This window comes from Enterococcus sp. HMSC078F03 (genome assembly GCF_001811595.1).
In the GTDB taxonomy this organism is placed as follows: Bacteria; Bacillota; Bacilli; order Lactobacillales; family Enterococcaceae; genus Enterococcus; species Enterococcus faecalis.
Map to the genome: position 1 here is coordinate 70,475 of NZ_KV805529.1, position 15,446 is coordinate 85,920.

Consider the following 15,446-nt stretch of genomic DNA (forward strand, 5'->3'; position numbering starts at 1 on the left):
AAGGAGGTGCCAAACCTATGAAACTTCATGAATTAAAACCTGCTGAGGGCTCACGCCAAGTACGTAACCGTGTTGGACGTGGTACTTCATCTGGTAATGGTAAAACAGCTGGCCGTGGACAAAAAGGGCAAAAAGCCCGTTCAGGCGGTGGTGTTCGTTTAGGATTTGAAGGGGGTCAAACTCCATTATTCCGTCGTTTACCAAAACGTGGGTTTACAAACATCAATCGTAAAGATTACGCTGTTGTGAACTTAGATACTTTAAACCGTTTTGAAGATGGAACAGAAGTAACTCCTGTTGTCCTAAAAGAAGCAGGAATCGTTAAAAACGAAAAAGCGGGAATCAAAGTTCTTGCAGATGGTGAGTTAACGAAAAAATTAACTGTGAAAGCAGCTAAATTCTCGAAATCAGCACAAGAAGCTATCGAAGCTGCTGGTGGTTCAATCGAGGTGATCTAATTGTTCAAGCTATTAAAGAACGCCTTTAAAGTCAAAGACATTAGATCAAAAATCTTATTTACAGTTTTAATCTTGTTTGTATTTCGCCTAGGTGCGCACATTACTGTGCCCGGGGTGAATGCAAAGGGATTGTCTGATTTAAGTAGCTTACCCTTTTTGAATATGTTGAATATGGTGAGTGGTAGTGCCATGCAAAACTTCTCTATCTTCTCGATGGGGGTTTCGCCATACATTACAGCCTCTATTATTATTCAACTATTGCAAATGGATATTGTACCTAGATTTGTAGAATGGTCAAAACAAGGGGAAGTTGGGCGTAAGAAATTAAATCAAGCAACAAGATATCTAACGATTGTCTTGGGTGTGGCTCAGTCAATGGGGATTACTGCTGGTTTTAATAGCTTAAGTCAAACTGGGATTGTCAACAATCCAACCTTAGGTACCTTTGTGATGATTGCAGTTATTTTAACTGCTGGGACGATGTTTGTGACTTGGATGGGTGAACAAATTACAGAAAAAGGAATCGGAAATGGTGTTTCAATGATTATCTTTGCCGGGATTATTTCTCGTTTGCCAGGAGCAGTCAAAGAAATCTATGAAGATTACTTCGTCAATATCGAGCCTTCTCGCATTTGGCAATCTGTTATTTTCATTGCAATCTTAGTTATTGCTATTTTGGTGATTGTTACAGTCGTAACGTTCTTCCAACAAGCAGAACGTAAGATTCCAATCCAATATACAAAACGTGTTTCTGGTGCACCAACAAGTAGTTATTTACCGTTAAAAGTAAATGCTGCTGGGGTTATTCCAGTTATCTTTGCCAGCTCGTTAATTGCAACACCAAATGCCATTTTACAAGCTTTCTCATCAAAATTCGCTGGTGAAAATTGGTATGACATTATGACAAAAATCTTCAGTTATAACACAGTTCCAGGGGCAATCATCTATACTGTCCTAATCGTTGCGTTTACGTTCTTCTATGCATTTGTTCAAGTAAACCCTGAGAAATTAGCGGAAAACTTACAAAAACAAGGAAGCTACATTCCAAGCGTGCGACCAGGTAAAGGTACAGAAGAATATGTATCTGGCGTGTTAATGAGATTAAGTGTTGTCGGCTCAATTTTCCTAGGACTTGTTGCTTTACTTCCAATCATTGCGCAAATGGTTTGGAACTTACCTCAATCAATCGGTTTAGGTGGAACAAGTTTACTAATCGTTATCGGGGTTGCATTAGAAACAACGAAACAATTAGAAGGATTAATGATGAAACGTCAATATGTCGGCTTTATCAATAAGTAAGAATCGAGTGTTGAGGTTTTACCTCAGCACCATTCTCACATATGGCTAGCTTCATAAGCCGGTCTTTAAAATTAGGAGGAGAATATATGAACCTCATTTTAATGGGATTACCTGGAGCAGGTAAAGGCACCCAAGCAGAAAAAATCATTGATACGTATGGCATTCCACATATTTCTACTGGAGATATGTTCCGTGCAGCAATGAAAAATGAAACTGCCTTGGGCCTAGAAGCGAAATCTTATATCGATAAAGGTGAACTGGTTCCTGACGAAGTAACAAACGGAATTGTTAAAGAACGCCTTGCTGAACCAGACACAGACAAAGGATTCCTATTAGATGGTTTCCCACGTACACTGGATCAAGCAAAAGCATTAGATACAATGCTTAAAGAATTAAACAAAAAAATTGATGCTGTCATTGACATCCATGTAGAAGAAGATGTATTAATCGAGCGTTTAGCTGGACGATTCATCTGTCGCACATGTGGCGCAACGTATCATAAATTATTCAACCCGCCAAAAGTTGAAGGCACTTGTGATCGCTGTGGCGGACATGAATTCTACCAAAGAGAAGATGATAAGCCCGAAACGGTTAAAAATCGTTTGGCAGTCAACATTGAAAGTAGCGCACCAATCTTGGCTTTCTATAAAGAACAAGGCTTGATGCATACAATCGATGGCAATCGCGAAATCGATACTGTTTTTTCTGATGTGAAAAAAATCATTGACGAAAACTAATTTCCAATTGCCCGCAGTTTAACCCTGTTGTTGTATTCAGTTTCTCTTGCCAAAACATAACTAAATATGGTAGAATATATCAGTCCGACTTCTACAGTTTTGTGACATCAAAATGAATAACGAAGTTAGTTGAGAATTTCTAGGTGGGAGCTGGAGTTTCCGCCGTTTTATCGTGTGAAAACGCGAAACAAGTACAAGGAGGTACTGTGCGTGGCAAAAGAAGATATGATTGAAGTCGAAGGTACAGTCGTCGAAACTTTGCCGAATGCAATGTTTAAAGTCGAACTAGAAAATGGACACCAAGTTCTTGCTACTGTTTCAGGTAAAATCCGTATGCACTACATCCGTATCTTACCTGGTGACAAAGTAACAGTTGAATTATCACCGTATGATTTAACGCGTGGCCGTATTACTTATCGCTTTAAATAATTGTACTCCGTAAAACCACAGGAGGTATTATCATGAAAGTAAGACCATCAGTAAAACCAATGTGTGAACATTGTAAAGTAATTCGCCGTAAAGGACGTGTTATGGTTATTTGCCCAGCAAATCCAAAACATAAACAACGTCAAGGATAATTAGGAGGTGTAACGAATAATGGCTCGTATTGCAGGAGTAGACATCCCTCGTGACAAACGTGTAGTAGTTTCTCTTACTTACATTTATGGTATTGGTAACACTACAGCTAAAAAAGTTTTAGCAAACGTTGGCGTATCTGAAGATGTTCGTGTACGTGATTTAACAAACGAACAAACAGATGCGATTCGTGCGGAAATTGATAAGTTAAAAGTTGAAGGGGATCTTCGTCGTGAAGTGAACTTAAACATCAAACGCTTGATGGAAATCGGTTCATACCGTGGAATCCGTCACCGTCGTGGATTACCAACTCGTGGACAAAACACGAAAAATAATGCACGTACTCGTAAAGGCCCTACTAAAACAGTAGCAGGCAAGAAAAAATAATTCCTAAGTGAAGGAGGTTAGAACTTCATGGCAGCAAAAAAAGTTAGTCGTAAACGCCGTGTCAAAAAGAATATAGAATCAGGTGTAGCACATATCCATTCTACATTCAACAATACAATCGTAATGATTACTGATACACATGGTAATGCATTAGCATGGTCATCAGCAGGATCATTAGGCTTTAAAGGAAGCAAAAAATCAACTCCTTTTGCCGCTCAAATGGCTGCAGAAGCCGCAACTAAAGTGGCAATGGAACATGGACTTAAAACTGTAGACGTAACAGTTAAAGGACCTGGTTCTGGACGTGAAGCAGCAATTCGTTCATTACAAGCAACAGGTTTAGAAGTGACTGCAATTCGTGACGTGACTCCAGTTCCTCATAATGGATGCCGCCCTCCAAAACGCCGTCGTGTTTAATGAGCGCCACTCATTCTGAGTTTGAATTAGGAACGTCATTGAACAAGACACTTTTCGTTTTGAAAGGGGTATAGATAAGAATGATTGAATTTGAAAAACCAAGAATCGAAAAAATTGATGAAAATAGAGATTATGGTAAGTTCGTCGTTGAACCATTAGAACGCGGTTACGGAACTACTTTAGGTAACTCTCTACGTCGTATTTTATTGTCTTCTTTACCAGGAGCTGCAATTACGAATATTCAAATCGATGGTGTTTTACACGAATTCTCAACCATTCCAGGTGTACGAGAAGACGTAACACAAATTATTTTGAATATTAAAGGCTTAGCATTGAAATTATATGCTGAAGAAGAGAAAACCCTTGAGATCGATATTACAGGACCCGCTACCGTGACTGCCGGCGACATTATCGTGGACAGTGATGTTGAGATCCTAAATAAAGATTTAGTTATCTGTAGTGTTGCTGAAGGAGCTACTTTCCATGCTCGCTTAACAGTGAAACCTGGTCGTGGCTATGTTCAAGCAGACGAAAACAAAAAAGAAGATATGCCAATCGGTGTACTTCCAGTTGATTCCATCTACACACCCGTTCGTCGTGTTAACTACCAAGTAGAAAATACACGTGTTGGTCGTCGTGATGATTTCGACAAATTAACAATGGAAATATGGACAGATGGTTCAATCATTCCTCAAGAAGCACTAAGTTTAGCTGCGAAAATCATGACTGAGCATTTAGATATCTTTGTAAACCTTACTGACGAAGCGAAAAACGCTGAAATCATGGTGGAAAAAGAAGAAACTCAAAAAGAGAAAATGCTAGAAATGACGATTGAAGAACTTGATTTATCAGTTCGTTCATATAACTGTTTAAAACGTGCAGGCATTAATACTGTACAAGAACTTACAAACAAATCTGAACCAGAAATGATCAAAGTACGTAATTTAGGTCGTAAATCTCTTGAAGAAGTAAAACTTAAATTGCATGATCTAGGATTAGGATTACGTAAGGACGATTAAGACTTTTACGAAGTTTCCAGTCCTGCTTAACAGCAGTGGCTCGTGAGAACAGAAACGAAGGAGGGAACCCAACGTGAGTTACCGTAAATTAGGACGCACATCAAGCCAACGTAAAGCTATGCTACGTGATATTACAACTGATTTAATCATCAACGAACGCATCGTAACTACTGAAGCTCGTGCGAAAGAAGTACGTTCAACTGTAGAAAAAATGATTACTTTAGGTAAACGTGGAGATCTTCATGCACGTCGTCAAGCAGCTACTTTCGTTCGTAATGAAGTTGCTAGTGTTCGTGAAGAAGATGAGTCTATCGTTGTTGAATCAGCTTTACAAAAGCTATTTAACGATTTAGGACCTCGTTTCGCGGAACGCCAAGGTGGTTACACTCGTATCTTGAAGACAGAACCAAGACGCGGCGATGCAGCACCAATGGTAGTTATCGAATTTGTTAAATAATTAATAAACCGATCACTTTATAGATGTTTCTTTTAGAGTGTTATGATGTTGGAGGCGACTCCGAGTCTAGCTCTGCTTTCCCTGCTAAAGATGGCTTTAGCAGGGGAGCACTCATCATATAAAGGTGATTTTTTTTTGCTTTGGGAAAACGCTGTTTTCTCAAAGCTTTTTTGTTTCTTAAAAGCATTGCGGAAGCTTTTGCGGTTTGTTATACTGGTTATTAATTGGAATTTTCAGATAATTAAATAATTTGAGTTAGTAGAAGGGGGAATTATATGTCGCAAATGTTTGCTTTTTCGTTGCTGATGGTTATTTTATACATTGGTGATGTAGTTTCTATCAAAACAAAAGCTTGGATTCCATCTGTTTTTGTTTGTGGTGTTTTATTTATTCTTGGTTATTGGACTATTTTTCCACAAAATATTGTGGAAGTGGCAGGGATTCCTACAGTGGTTGCCACTTTATTAATGTATCTGTTGATTACTAATATGGGCACTCTGCTCTCTGTTAAAGAATTGGTTAATCAATGGAAAACGATTGTGATTGCTTTGTCAGGTATTCTGGGCATTATTGCCTTGTTATTAGCTGTAGGGACTTTTGTTTTTGACTTAAAAACAGTTTTAGTTGCAATCCCGCCGTTAGTAGGAGGTTTAGTTTCTTCATTAGTAATGTCAGAAGCGGCTCAATCAGCTGGTTTAGCCTCACTTTCAGTTTTGGCAATTTTAATTTATGTCATTCAAGGGTTTGCTGGTTATCCCTTAACTTCAATTGTTCTAAAAAAAGAAGGAAAGCGGAAGCTTCAAGAATATCGAGCAGGGACATGGCAGCCAGTTCATGAACAAGAGGGGCAAGAAACAGGAGCAGAACCAGATGTGCCTAAACTATTTGAAAAAGTACCCAAACGATATCATACAGATTATTCACGAATTTTACGTTTAGCCTTAGTTGCCACACTCGCTTATTATGTTTCTGTGTGGACGGCACCGTTTGTGACGATTAGTCCTTTTGTGCTGTGTTTATGTTTTGGCGTGATTGCAACGTCTTTAGGCTTTTTAGAAAAGCAACCATTACAGAAAGCAAATAGCTTTGGTTTTGCGATTTTAGGGTTAATGCTTTTTGTCTTTGATGGCTTAAAACAAGCCACACCTGAAATGTTGATGGATTTATTTTTACCAATGATTGGGATTATTGTGATTGGTGTTATCGGGATGTACATCTTTTCAGCAATTGTTGGTCGTGTATTAGGTGTGAGTAAAGAGATGGCATTCGCTGTTTCGTTGACAGCTTTATATGGCTTTCCAGCCGATTATATTATTACGAATGAAGTGATTCAATCATTGACAGAAGATGAACAAGAACAGGCGGCTTTAACGAGCCATTTAATGCCACCGATGTTAGTGGCAGGTTTCGTAACAGTCACCATTGTTTCGGTTATTTTAGCGGGTATTTTTTCAAGTATTTTATTAAGTTTGTAGAAACGGGGCGTAAGTATGAAAAAAATCAAAGCACTAGTCAAGCAGCATGCACAAGAAATGATTGCTTTTCGACGGGATTTACACCAACATCCAGAATTACAATTTGAAGAATTTCGAACGACAGAAAAAGTCGCGGCAGTTCTTGATCAATTAGGAATTACTTATCGCAAAACAGAACCGACGGGTTTAATTGCTGAAATTGTGGGCGGCAAACCAGGCCGAGTGGTTGCGCTGCGGGCGGATATGGATGCCTTACCTGTACAGGAATTAAATGAAGATTTAGCTTATAAATCTTTAGAAGCTGGCAAGATGCATGCATGTGGGCATGATTCCCATACCGCGATGTTAGTAACAGCAGCTAAAGTATTAAAAGAAATCCAAGAAGAACTTCAGGGAACAGTAAGGTTAATTTTTCAACCATCTGAAGAAAATGCGCAAGGTGCTAAAGCAATGGTTGCGCAAGGCGCAATGACCGGTGTTGATGATGTATTTGGCTTACATATCTGGTCACAAATGCCTGTAGGAACCGCTTCGTGTCGAGCGGGCTCAAGTTTCGCATCCGCAGATATTTTTTCTGTTGATTTTAAAGGCCGTGGTGGCCATGGTGCCATGCCAAACGCTTGTATTGATGCGGCAGTTATAGCTTCTTCTTTCGTGATGAATCTGCAAACGATTGTTTCTCGGGAGACAGATCCTTTAGATCCAGTAGTTGTCACGATTGGACGGATGGATGTGGGGACCCGTTTTAATGTGATTGCTGAGAATGCACGTTTAGAAGGAACGGCTCGTTGCTTTAGTGTAGCAACGCGTAATCGAGTAGAACAGGCGCTGCAACGCTATGCGGAACAAACAGCCGCTATTTACGGTGGGACGGCTTCGTTAGATTATCAATATGGAACGTTGCCAGTGATTAATGATGAGCAAGATGCCTTGTTTGCTCAAACACTAATTAAGGAAAATTTTGGTGAAGCGGCCTTAAGACAAGAAGAGCCGACAACCGGTGGTGAAGACTTCAGTTATTATACTGAACATGCTTCTGGTTGTTTTGCCTTAGTGGGAAGTGGTAATCCAGAGAAAGATACGGAATGGGCACATCACCATGGTCGTTTCAATATTGATGAAGATGCGATGGCAATGGGTGCTGAGTTATATGCCCAATATGCGTTTGAATATTTGAAGACGCATTTTTAAAAGAAAATCAGTAACTTCTTGTTTTATGAGAACAAGAAGTTATTTTTATGAAAAATAGACCTGTCAAGACAGATAAGAGCTCCCATAATGACCGTTCTTTTGGTATAATAAAAAATAGTGTGAAGAATCAGAACAGATGATTGAAAAAACGCTACTTTTTTGGTAGTGTTAGAAAGAATAAATAGATTGAGGGAGTACGCGATGCAACCAATCATTGAACTAAATAATATCCAATTTAATTATCAACCAGAAGATGCTTCTCCCGCTTTAAAAGATGTGTCTTTTTCCATTCAACAAGGCGAATGGGTCGCTATTATTGGCCATAATGGTTCTGGTAAATCAACGTTAGCCAAAACGATCAATGGGCTGTTACTGCCAGCTGCTGGGACTATCAAAGTTGGCGGCAAAGAATTAAATGAAGCAAACGTCTGGGATATCCGGCGTATGGTAGGAATGGTTTTTCAGAATCCAGATAACCAATTTGTCGGTTCAACAGTCGAAGACGATGTGGCTTTTGGTTTAGAAAATCAAGGTATTCCGCGTGATGAAATGGTCGAACGTGTTCACGATGCATTAGAACGGGTTCGTATGTTAGATTTTGCCAAGCGAGAACCTGCTCGGCTATCTGGCGGCCAAAAACAACGAGTAGCTATCGCTGGTGTGGTTGCTTTGCGACCAGATATTATTATTTTAGACGAAGCGACAAGTATGTTAGATCCAGAAGGTCGTGCAGAAGTGATTGCTACCATTCAAAAGATTAAAGAAGAAAGCAATTTAACAGTTATTTCTATTACCCACGATATTGATGAAGCGGCTAATGCGAATCGTATTTTAGTGATGCGCCAAGGACAATTGACAAACGAAGGAACACCAGAAAAGATTTTTTCTGCAGGAGAAGCGCTTGTTGAAATGGGCTTGGATTTACCGTTTCCTGAAAAATTAAAAGTAGCTTTGAAAGAGCGTGGCGTTGTTGTGCCAACGAATTATTTAACAGAAGAAGGGATGGTGGATTGGTTATGGACATCCGTTTTAAACAAGTAGATTTTACTTACCAACCCAATACTCCTTTTGAGCAACGGGCATTATTCGATATTAATTTAACGATTCAAGACGGCTCTTATACAGCGATTGTCGGACATACTGGCAGTGGCAAATCAACGTTATTACAACATTTGAATGCTTTGGTGAAACCAACTAAAGGCCAAGTGACAATTGGAGAGCGTGTGATTACGCCAGAAACTGATAATAAGAATTTAAAACCAATTCGTAAAAAAGTTGGGATCGTTTTTCAATTTCCAGAAGCACAATTGTTTGAAGAAACAGTGGAGCGAGACATCGCTTTCGGACCGAAAAATTTTGGTGTTTCAGACGAAGAAGCGAAAAAGTTAGCTAAGAAAATGCTTGATTTAGTCGGCTTAGATGAAAAATACTTACAACATTCTCCGTTTGAGTTATCAGGTGGCCAAATGCGCCGTGTCGCAATTGCTGGTGTGCTAGCGATGGAACCAGAAGTCTTAGTATTAGACGAACCGACCGCTGGTTTGGATCCTAAGGGTCGTAAAGAAATGATGGAGATGTTTAGTCGTCTGCATAAGGAACATAATATGACCATCGTTTTAGTGACACATTTGATGGATGACGTGGCTAATTACGCAGATCATGTGATTGTTTTAGAAAAAGGACAAATCGTCCGAGCGGGAGCACCACAAGAAGTGTTTCAAGAGACACAATGGCTGAAAGAAAAACAATTAGGCGTGCCAACTGCAGCCGAATTTGCTGAAAAATTAGTGGCAAAAGGCTTTTCTTTTGAGCAATTACCATTAACGGCCGATCAATTAGCCGATCAGCTTCTGAAAAAAATGCAGGAAGCAGGTGAGGCAAAATGATGAATAAATTGATTTTTGGGCGTTATATTCCAGGCGATTCTTTTATCCATCGTTTAGATCCGCGTGCAAAATTATTAGCTAGTTTTTATTTTATTGGAATTATCTTTTTAGCAAATAATTGGCAGAGTTATGTTTTAATAGCAGCCTTTACTGCTTTTGCTATTTCATTATCAAAAATCAGCGCCCGCTTCTTTATCCGCGGTGTTCGGCCATTATTATGGCTAATTCTGTTTACTGTGGCTCTTCAAACCTTGTTTACACAAGGGGGAGAGGTGTACTTTCAGTGGGGAATTATTTCCATTACCCAGTTTGGTGTGACGAATGGGCTATTTATTTTCTGTCGTTTTGTTTTAATTATTTTCATGTCAACGTTATTAACTTTAACGACGGCACCATTAGAGTTATCAGATGCGATTGAATATTTGTTACGCCCACTTCGTGTGGTGAAATTTCCAGTTCATGAAGTTTCATTGATGTTATCAATTGCCTTACGTTTTGTCCCAACATTAATGGATGAAACGGAAAAGATTATGAATGCCCAACGTGCCCGTGGTGTTGATTTTGGTGAAGGAAACTTACTTCAAAAAATGAAAGCTATTGTTCCACTTTTGATTCCGCTTTTCGTAAGTAGTTTTAATCGTGCGGAAGACTTAGCGACTGCCATGGAAGCAAGAGGTTATCAAGGCGGTGAAGGACGGACGAAATACCGCATTCTTCATTGGCACCTACGAGATACAATAGTAATGTTTGGCTTTGTCTTGTTAACCATTGGCTTATTTGTATTAAGAACTTAGAAAAGGTGAAGAAAAATTATGCCCCGCTATAAAGCAATCATTGCCTATGATGGCACTCATTTTCATGGCTTTCAAAAGCAGCCTAATGAGCGTACCGTTCAAGAAGAAATAGAAAAAACGTTAGCACGCATGAATAACGGACGCTCCGTGACGGTTTTTGGTTCAGGACGAACAGATGCAGGTGTTCATGCAATAGGCCAAGTGATTCACTTTGATTATCCGCAGGAACGTCCGTTGGAAAAAATGCGCTTTGCGTTAGACACACAAACACCCGAAGACATTGCTGTGCGAAGCGTGGAACGTGTTTCAGAAGACTTTCATGCACGTTATCACGTGATCGAAAAAACCTATCAATTTAAAGTGGACATTGGCAAACCACGAAGTCCATTTCGACGTTTTTATGCCAGTTATTTTCCGTATCCCATTGATCTCGAAAAAATCCAACAAGCTTTACCTGATTTATTAGGTACCCATGATTTTACCTCTTTCTGTGCCTCAGGAAGTTCAGTAGAAGATAAAGTCCGAACTATTCATGAAGCCAGTGTTCATGTCAATGAAACGGGGGATGAATTAACATTCACTTTTCGGGGCGATGGTTTCTTGTACAAAATGATTCGGATTTTAGTTGGTACGCTATTGAAAATCGGCAATGGGCGGCTGGAACCAACCGCGATTCCAGCAATTATCGCAGCCAAAGATCGAAATTTAGCAGGTCCGACTGCTCATCCAGAAGGATTGTATTTAGCAGAAGTGAAATATGAAAAATAAAAAGACGTAGACCTTACAAGAAAAGGTCTGCGTCTTTTTAGTTGCAAAATTTAGATGTATTTAACAGCTGTTCCGTAAGCCACGACAGATTGCATGTCTGTGCCAATTGTGCCAGAATCAAAACGCATCATCACAACGGCATCTGCACCTAATTTAGAGGCTTCTGCTTTTAAACGTTCGATTGCTTGGTCGCGTGCTTCTCGTTGCATATCAGTGTAACCTTTGATTTCACCGCCAACTACGCTTTTTAGTCCAGCACCTAAATCTTTAAACATATTTTTAGAACGTGTGGTTAACCCGAAAACTTCTCCAATAATTTCATATTCTTGACCGCTAATTCTCTCGGTTGTTGTAACTAACATGGGCAATTTCCTCCAGTACTTGTTGGTAACTTCAATTTACCATAGTCAAGAGTTTGGTACAACGAATATACATAAAAACGACACTAGAAAAGATGCGCTTCCACATTTTTCTAGTGCCGTTTTAGTAATAATTAATCAAGAATAGGATCTTTTTTAGAAATCATGACCCAAACCCAACTAATTAGAAAAGCAACCGTTGCTGGAACGACCCAGCCCATGCCAATAGTGAATAATGGTAAGTATTGGCCGGCTTTTTCTAAAAGCGTTGTTACAAACGCCGTATCTTTGATAAAGGTAGGCGCGCTATTTAATGCATCTAAAACAGCAGCAATCAATGTGATATAGGTCGTTGCTTGATAGACTTCCCGTCGATGTTTGAAAATAGGACTGATGATTACCAAAAGCATTAAAGTAATCGCCAATGGATAAAGGAACATCAAGACTGGAACGGCAAATTGAATGATGTTGGTTAAGCCGACATTTGCAAAAATAGCTGGTAAAATAACAACAATTGCCAAGAATTTTTGATAGGAAACTTTCGGAAACATTTCTTCAAAAGTCTCAGAAAAGGCTGTGCTTAAGCCGATACCAGTTTTTAAACAAGCAAGAACTACGATAAAAGCCAGTAAAATACTCCCTGGTAGGCCTAAATAGTAATTAGCAATTTGGGCTAAGGCAATCCCGCCGTTTTCACTGATTGGAAAAGCCCCGATACTCATTGTTCCCATATAAGCAAGTAAGGTATAGATAATCCCCATCAATACAACACTGAAAGCACCTGATTTAATCATTCCTTTAGCGATATCTCCTGGTTTTTCGACGCCCATATTTCGTAAAGTGGAAACGACAACAATCCCAAAAGCTAATGAAGCTAAAGCATCCAACGTATTATAACCTTCTGTAAATCCTTTAAAAAAAGGACTTGAAATATAATTTTCACCAACAGCGGCACTGGCCACATGACCTAATGGTTTTACAAAGGCTAAAACAATCAAAATTCCTAGCAATGCTAAAAATAACGGATTTAAAAATTTACCCACATAATCTAAGATTTTACTTGGCTTTCTAGAGAAGAGCCAAACAGCTAAGAAAAATAATGCGGAAAAACCAGCAAGAACCAGCCATTGCAAGTCTTTAGGGACAAATGGTGCAAGACCAATCTCAAAAGAAGTAGTTGCTAACCTTGGTAAAGCAAAGAAAGGACCAATCGTTAAATATAATAGTAAGGTAAAAATAAGAGCATAACGACGATTAATCCGAGAAGCTAAGTCAAAAACACCTGAACTTTTAGAAACACCCATAGCAATGACACCAAGAAAAGGTAAGCCAATTCCAGTGGCTAAGAAGCCCAAGTTTGCTAAAAAGACGGAAGCCCCCGCTTCTTGTCCCATATGTACAGGGAAAATTAAATTTCCAGCACCGAAAAACAAACCGAATAACATTGAACCAACGTATAGATAATCACGCCAAACTAACTTTTTTTGCATAGATTCACACTCCTTAATATTGTCTTATTATTTAAAATAACAGAAGAAGAAACAGAGAGCAACCAGTTTTTATAGAAAACATTGGTTTTCTTATTTTTCTATGAAATAAGCATACTGATAATCATCACAATAGTGTCCATTTATATAAAATTCTTCTTTAAAATGTGCTTCCTGCACAAAACCATGTTTTTCATAGAATCGAATGGCTTCTTGATTGGTAGCCATTACTCGCAAACTCAGCTTATGAATCCCGCTTATCTGGGCCATCTCTTTGACATACGACAACAAAGAACCACCAATCCCTTGGCCTTGGAAATCTGGCGAAACGCCAATACTTAGTAGCCATTGTTTTTGATGAGCTGCTAACGAAGTGGGCGGATGGACTTCAATAAATCCAGCGAGTTGTTGTCCGCTAATGGCAACAAAAATCGTTTCATCTTTCATTTTTTCCTGATATGCCGCAAGCGAGAGTGGTTGTATCTCGGCAGGGGTATTCTTTTTTGTCCAAATGATTTGGTCCAAGGCATGTAATGCGGGCCAATCGGCTTCGGCAACTAAGCGAATAGTGAGTGAGGTAGACAAGATAATAGGGCTCCTTTTTCTGAAATTTTAAAATATAAAAAGACTATAGCATTTATTGTCTGAAAATTCAAATACTTTTAAAACGAAAAGAAAAATGGCTGCACCTTTTCGAGAAAATCAAAATATGCTACCATAGCTACCAGAGGATAGATGGTAAAAAAGAATCTATCTAAATGGAGGGTATGTTTGTGAAAAAAATGGCAGTATATTGTGGCGCCAGTCTGGGGAATGAGCCAATCTATCAGCAAGCTGCAGTAGCGTTAGCCGCTTGGATGAAAGAAAATCACTATGATCTAGTTTATGGCGGTGGCAATGTTGGTCTAATGGGTACGGTGGCTGACACGCTTTTAGCAGAAGGTGGAGAGGTAATTGGTGTTATGCCCACTTTTTTAATGGAGCGGGAGATTGCACATAATGGCATTACAAAGATGCATACAGTTAGCGATATGCATGCGCGTAAGAAAAAGATGATTGAATTGGCAGATGTGTATTTAGCTTTGCCCGGTGGTCCAGGTACACTCGAAGAAATTAGCGAGGTGATCTCTTGGGGCCGAGTCGGTGAACATATGAATCCTTGTATTTTATACAACGTGAATGGTTACTATGATTTATTAGCTGCCTTTTTTGATAAAATGGTAGAAACTAGTTTCTTAACAGAAGCGGATCGAGCTAAAATTTTCATTTCAGATTCCTTAGAAGAAATTGGTGCATTTATTGATTCCTATGAACCGCCAATGATTCGTCAATACAAAAAATAACAAAAGAGGCAGTCACTCTAACCAGAATGACTGCCTCTTTTTTACTAGTTTTTCGTTAAAATCCGATGTAAGAACTCTTTTGTCCGAGCTTCTTTTGGATGGATAAAAATATCTTCAGCGGTCCCTTCTTCGGCAATGACACCTTTATCCATGAAAATAACACGATCGGATACGTCCCGCGCAAATTCCATTTCATGTGTTACAATCACCATTGTTAGCCCTGTATGGGCAAGATTTTTCATCGTTTTTAGCACTTCGCCAACCATTTCAGGATCCAATGCAGAAGTTGGTTCATCGAAAAGTAAAACATCTGGATCCATTGATAATGCTCGAGCAATGGCTACCCGTTGCTTTTGTCCACCAGACAATTGAGCAGGTTTGGCATCAATAAAACGAGCCATGCCAACTTTTTCTAAATTTTCTAAGGCAATTTTTTTGGCTTCTTCTTTGTTTCTTTTTAGGACAGTCATCTGACCAGAAGTACAATTTTCTAAGACATTCATATTATTAAATAAATTGAATGATTGGAAAACCATACCTAAATGGGTCCGATATTTGGGCAAACTATAACCACGTTCTAAAACATTTTTACCATTATAGATGATTTTGCCATCTGTTGGTTTTTCTAACAAATTAATACAACGTAGTAACGTTGATTTACCAGAACCAGAAGAACCGATAATGGTGACAACTTCTCCTTTATTGACGTTCATATTGATATCTTTTAATACTTCGTTTTCGCCAAAGCTTTTTCGTAAATGTTCAATTTCAATAATTGCACTCATTTGTTTGC

At 39.1% G+C, this 15,446-nt stretch carries 21 protein-coding genes; 17 read left to right on the forward strand and 4 right to left on the reverse strand.

Annotated features, from left to right (window positions below; translation table 11 throughout):
* Positions 1-17 precede the first annotated feature (17 nt).
* From rplO to truA, 16 genes are all read left to right on the forward strand, one after another.
* Positions 18-458, forward strand: coding sequence for a 50S ribosomal protein L15 (gene rplO, locus HMPREF2810_RS00680; protein WP_002356221.1), 441 nt, complete (start codon positions 18-20; stop codon positions 456-458).
* Positions 459-1,757 (forward strand): preprotein translocase subunit SecY, encoded by a 1,299-nt coding sequence (secY, locus tag HMPREF2810_RS00685; RefSeq protein ID WP_002383860.1) that lies wholly within the window; start codon positions 459-461, stop codon positions 1,755-1,757. It begins immediately after the preceding gene.
* 86 nt (positions 1,758-1,843) lie between these two features.
* Positions 1,844-2,494 (forward strand): adenylate kinase, encoded by a 651-nt coding sequence (locus tag HMPREF2810_RS00690; RefSeq protein WP_002356223.1) that lies wholly within the window; start codon positions 1,844-1,846, stop codon positions 2,492-2,494.
* 210 nt (positions 2,495-2,704) lie between these two features.
* On the forward strand, positions 2,705-2,923 hold the full coding sequence (gene infA / locus HMPREF2810_RS00695; RefSeq protein ID WP_002356224.1) for a translation initiation factor IF-1: 219 nt from the start codon (positions 2,705-2,707) through the stop codon (positions 2,921-2,923).
* Positions 2,924-2,955: 32 nt separating this feature from the next.
* Entirely contained in the window at positions 2,956-3,072 is a 117-nt protein-coding gene (rpmJ, locus tag HMPREF2810_RS00700) for a 50S ribosomal protein L36 (RefSeq protein ID WP_002288710.1), read from the forward strand.
* A gap of 19 nt (positions 3,073-3,091) precedes the next feature.
* Complete coding sequence (gene rpsM / locus HMPREF2810_RS00705; protein WP_002356225.1) at positions 3,092-3,457, forward strand: 30S ribosomal protein S13; 366 nt, start codon at positions 3,092-3,094, stop codon at positions 3,455-3,457.
* Between the two features lie 27 nt (positions 3,458-3,484).
* A complete protein-coding gene (gene rpsK / locus HMPREF2810_RS00710; protein ID WP_002356226.1) occupies positions 3,485-3,874 on the forward strand; it encodes a 30S ribosomal protein S11 in 390 nt (129 codons plus the stop codon).
* 80 nt (positions 3,875-3,954) lie between these two features.
* Positions 3,955-4,893: a DNA-directed RNA polymerase subunit alpha gene (locus HMPREF2810_RS00715; protein ID WP_002356227.1), complete on the forward strand. Its 939-nt coding sequence runs from the start codon at positions 3,955-3,957 to the stop codon at positions 4,891-4,893.
* 73 nt (positions 4,894-4,966) lie between these two features.
* Entirely contained in the window at positions 4,967-5,350 is a 384-nt protein-coding gene (rplQ, locus tag HMPREF2810_RS00720) for a 50S ribosomal protein L17 (RefSeq protein WP_002356228.1), read from the forward strand.
* Between the two features lie 45 nt (positions 5,351-5,395).
* Positions 5,396-5,599 carry a hypothetical protein gene (locus HMPREF2810_RS16180; protein WP_002383863.1) on the forward strand — a complete coding sequence of 68 codons (204 nt, stop codon included), beginning with the start codon at positions 5,396-5,398 and terminating at the stop codon, positions 5,597-5,599.
* A 26-nt stretch (positions 5,600-5,625) separates the two neighbouring features.
* The gene (locus HMPREF2810_RS00730; protein ID WP_002356229.1) at positions 5,626-6,825 is read left to right on the forward strand and encodes a DUF819 family protein; all 1,200 of its coding nucleotides are present in this window, start codon (positions 5,626-5,628) and stop codon (positions 6,823-6,825) included.
* Between the two features lie 15 nt (positions 6,826-6,840).
* Positions 6,841-8,016 (forward strand): amidohydrolase, encoded by a 1,176-nt coding sequence (locus tag HMPREF2810_RS00735; RefSeq protein ID WP_002383864.1) that lies wholly within the window; start codon positions 6,841-6,843, stop codon positions 8,014-8,016.
* A gap of 201 nt (positions 8,017-8,217) precedes the next feature.
* Positions 8,218-9,057 (forward strand): energy-coupling factor ABC transporter ATP-binding protein, encoded by an 840-nt coding sequence (locus tag HMPREF2810_RS00740; protein WP_002359354.1) that lies wholly within the window; start codon positions 8,218-8,220, stop codon positions 9,055-9,057.
* On the forward strand, positions 9,033-9,902 hold the full coding sequence (locus HMPREF2810_RS00745) for an energy-coupling factor ABC transporter ATP-binding protein (RefSeq protein WP_002381364.1): 870 nt from the start codon (positions 9,033-9,035) through the stop codon (positions 9,900-9,902). Before HMPREF2810_RS00740 ends, HMPREF2810_RS00745 begins: the two co-directional genes overlap by 25 nt.
* The gene (locus HMPREF2810_RS00750; RefSeq protein ID WP_002373841.1) at positions 9,899-10,696 is read left to right on the forward strand and encodes an energy-coupling factor transporter transmembrane component T family protein; all 798 of its coding nucleotides are present in this window, start codon (positions 9,899-9,901) and stop codon (positions 10,694-10,696) included. The genes HMPREF2810_RS00745 and HMPREF2810_RS00750 overlap by 4 nt, the downstream gene beginning before the upstream one ends.
* Positions 10,697-10,714: 18 nt before the next feature.
* Entirely contained in the window at positions 10,715-11,464 is a 750-nt protein-coding gene (gene truA / locus HMPREF2810_RS00755; protein WP_002383866.1) for a tRNA pseudouridine(38-40) synthase TruA, read from the forward strand.
* 50 nt (positions 11,465-11,514) lie between these two features.
* Here truA and HMPREF2810_RS00760 read toward each other — a convergent pair whose 3' ends face one another.
* The 3 genes from HMPREF2810_RS00760 to HMPREF2810_RS00770 form a co-directional block, all read right to left on the reverse strand.
* Positions 11,515-11,826: a heavy metal-binding domain-containing protein gene (locus HMPREF2810_RS00760; protein ID WP_002381365.1), complete on the reverse strand. Its 312-nt coding sequence runs from the start codon at positions 11,824-11,826 to the stop codon at positions 11,515-11,517.
* Positions 11,827-11,957: 131 nt separating this feature from the next.
* Positions 11,958-13,313 carry a branched-chain amino acid transport system II carrier protein gene (gene brnQ / locus HMPREF2810_RS00765; protein WP_002383868.1) on the reverse strand — a complete coding sequence of 452 codons (1,356 nt, stop codon included), beginning with the start codon at positions 13,311-13,313 and terminating at the stop codon, positions 11,958-11,960.
* Between the two features lie 90 nt (positions 13,314-13,403).
* Positions 13,404-13,895, reverse strand: coding sequence for a GNAT family N-acetyltransferase (locus tag HMPREF2810_RS00770; RefSeq protein ID WP_002376398.1), 492 nt, complete (start codon positions 13,893-13,895; stop codon positions 13,404-13,406).
* 173 nt (positions 13,896-14,068) lie between these two features.
* On the opposite strand from HMPREF2810_RS00770, the gene HMPREF2810_RS00775 reads away from it, so the two are divergent.
* Entirely contained in the window at positions 14,069-14,653 is a 585-nt protein-coding gene (locus tag HMPREF2810_RS00775) for an LOG family protein (RefSeq protein WP_002383869.1), read from the forward strand.
* Between the two features lie 44 nt (positions 14,654-14,697).
* Here the strand turns inward: HMPREF2810_RS00775 and HMPREF2810_RS00780 are convergent, their stop codons facing one another.
* On the reverse strand, positions 14,698-15,438 hold the full coding sequence (locus tag HMPREF2810_RS00780) for an amino acid ABC transporter ATP-binding protein (RefSeq protein ID WP_002376401.1): 741 nt from the start codon (positions 15,436-15,438) through the stop codon (positions 14,698-14,700).
* Between the last annotated feature and the right edge of the window lie 8 nt (positions 15,439-15,446).

Excerpts from the sequence above, each read along its gene's own strand:
- HMPREF2810_RS00745 (WP_002381364.1), top strand. The coding sequence starts at position 9,033 with ATGGACATCCGTTTTAAACAAGTAGATTTTACTTACCAACCCAATACT.
- HMPREF2810_RS00735 (WP_002383864.1), top strand. The coding sequence starts at position 6,841 with ATGAAAAAAATCAAAGCACTAGTCAAGCAGCATGCACAAGAAATGATT.
- HMPREF2810_RS00690 (WP_002356223.1), top strand. The coding sequence starts at position 1,844 with ATGAACCTCATTTTAATGGGATTACCTGGAGCAGGTAAAGGCACCCAA.
- HMPREF2810_RS00750 (WP_002373841.1), top strand. The coding sequence starts at position 9,899 with ATGATGAATAAATTGATTTTTGGGCGTTATATTCCAGGCGATTCTTTT.
- rpsM (WP_002356225.1), top strand. The coding sequence starts at position 3,092 with ATGGCTCGTATTGCAGGAGTAGACATCCCTCGTGACAAACGTGTAGTA.
- HMPREF2810_RS00780 (WP_002376401.1), bottom strand. The coding sequence starts at position 15,438 with ATGAGTGCAATTATTGAAATTGAACATTTACGAAAAAGCTTTGGCGAA.
- rpsK (WP_002356226.1), top strand. The coding sequence starts at position 3,485 with ATGGCAGCAAAAAAAGTTAGTCGTAAACGCCGTGTCAAAAAGAATATA.
- HMPREF2810_RS16180 (WP_002383863.1), top strand. The coding sequence starts at position 5,396 with ATGTTGGAGGCGACTCCGAGTCTAGCTCTGCTTTCCCTGCTAAAGATG.
- rpmJ (WP_002288710.1), top strand. The coding sequence starts at position 2,956 with ATGAAAGTAAGACCATCAGTAAAACCAATGTGTGAACATTGTAAAGTA.
- HMPREF2810_RS00760 (WP_002381365.1), bottom strand. The coding sequence starts at position 11,826 with ATGTTAGTTACAACAACCGAGAGAATTAGCGGTCAAGAATATGAAATT.
- truA (WP_002383866.1), top strand. The coding sequence starts at position 10,715 with ATGCCCCGCTATAAAGCAATCATTGCCTATGATGGCACTCATTTTCAT.
- rplO (WP_002356221.1), top strand. The coding sequence starts at position 18 with ATGAAACTTCATGAATTAAAACCTGCTGAGGGCTCACGCCAAGTACGT.
- HMPREF2810_RS00775 (WP_002383869.1), top strand. The coding sequence starts at position 14,069 with ATGGAGGGTATGTTTGTGAAAAAAATGGCAGTATATTGTGGCGCCAGT.
- brnQ (WP_002383868.1), bottom strand. The coding sequence starts at position 13,313 with ATGCAAAAAAAGTTAGTTTGGCGTGATTATCTATACGTTGGTTCAATG.
- HMPREF2810_RS00730 (WP_002356229.1), top strand. The coding sequence starts at position 5,626 with ATGTCGCAAATGTTTGCTTTTTCGTTGCTGATGGTTATTTTATACATT.
- HMPREF2810_RS00715 (WP_002356227.1), top strand. The coding sequence starts at position 3,955 with ATGATTGAATTTGAAAAACCAAGAATCGAAAAAATTGATGAAAATAGA.
- HMPREF2810_RS00740 (WP_002359354.1), top strand. The coding sequence starts at position 8,218 with ATGCAACCAATCATTGAACTAAATAATATCCAATTTAATTATCAACCA.